Origin of the sequence: Mesorhizobium sp. M6A.T.Ce.TU.002.03.1.1 (assembly GCF_003997275.1) — a bacterium.
GTDB classification, from domain to species: Bacteria; Pseudomonadota; Alphaproteobacteria; order Rhizobiales; family Rhizobiaceae; genus Mesorhizobium; species Mesorhizobium mediterraneum.
In genome coordinates this window covers 1-1065 of record NZ_RZTI01000285.1, presented here as the reverse complement: position 1 = coordinate 1065, position 1065 = coordinate 1, and the positions used below count along the sequence as shown (strand labels likewise).

The 1065-nt window shown below is 62.9% G+C and carries 1 protein-coding gene; it reads right to left on the bottom strand.

Translation table 11 applies throughout. From position 1 onward, the window contains the following. Nucleotides 1-1065, bottom strand: a 1065-nt coding sequence (locus EOC93_RS33525; RefSeq protein WP_206532305.1) for a L,D-transpeptidase family protein, incomplete at both ends; no start/stop codon positions are given.

The window sequence follows — 1065 nt, the reverse complement described above, 5'->3', positions numbered from 1 at the left end:
TTGGCTCCGTCGAGCCCGTAGATATCGTCGCGGAACTGCACGACGCCAGGCCCCGTCGACCAGGCCGAGATGTAGAGGAAATAGACCGGCACCGGATTGTTGACCTGCACCGGGACGTTCTCGCCGCTCTTGATCGCCGACTCGAAATGCTGGCGGTTCCAGCCCGGCGTGTCGCGCAATATCCAGGTGACGAGATCGCGCACGTTCTGAACGCGCACGCAGCCCGAGGAATCGAAGCGCATCATCTTGCCGAACAGGCTCTGCTGCGGCGTGTCGTGCATGTAGACGCCGTCCGGGCTCGGGAAATTGATCTTGACCGAAGCCATCGCATTGCCGGCGCCCGGATCCTGGCGGAAGCGGTATTTCTCGGCGTCGTCGGTCGACCAGTCTACGGTCAGCGGATCGACCTCGCTGCCATCCGGTGCGAACAGACGGATCTTGCTGTCCTTGAGATAGTTGGGGTCCTTCCGCATCAGCGGAATGATGTCCTTGCGCACGATCGAGACCGGCGCGTTCCAGTAGGGATTGACGATGATCTCGTTGATCTTGGAATCGACGATCGGCGTCTGGCGATCGATCTTGCCGACAACGGCGGTGTGGCGCAGCACGACGCGGTCGTTCTCGACCGCCTCGATCTGGGCGCCCGGGATGTCGACCAATACATAACGGTTGCCCAGCGTGCCGGCGCGCTCGTGCAGCCGCTGCAGATTGGTCTGCAACTGGCCAAGCCGGACCTGCGCCGAAACATTCATCGCCGCATAGGTATATTGGCCCAGGGTCCCGTCGGAAGGCAGGCCATGGCGCGCCTGGAAGCGCTTGACCGCCGCATCGACATAGGAATCGAAGGCCTCTGACAGGCCGGCGCTCTGCGCCAGGTCGCCCGAAACCATCAAGCGCCTGCGCAATGGCACTACGTCGGGGTCGATGACGCCGAGCTGCAGTTTCTTGGTGTCAGGGACCGGCTCCCAGCCGCCCTGCGCGACGATATTCTGATACTGCGCTATCGCCTGCTCGGTAATGGAAACGGTCTGCGGCCTGCCGATCCGCAGCGTCGAGCCCACCTTG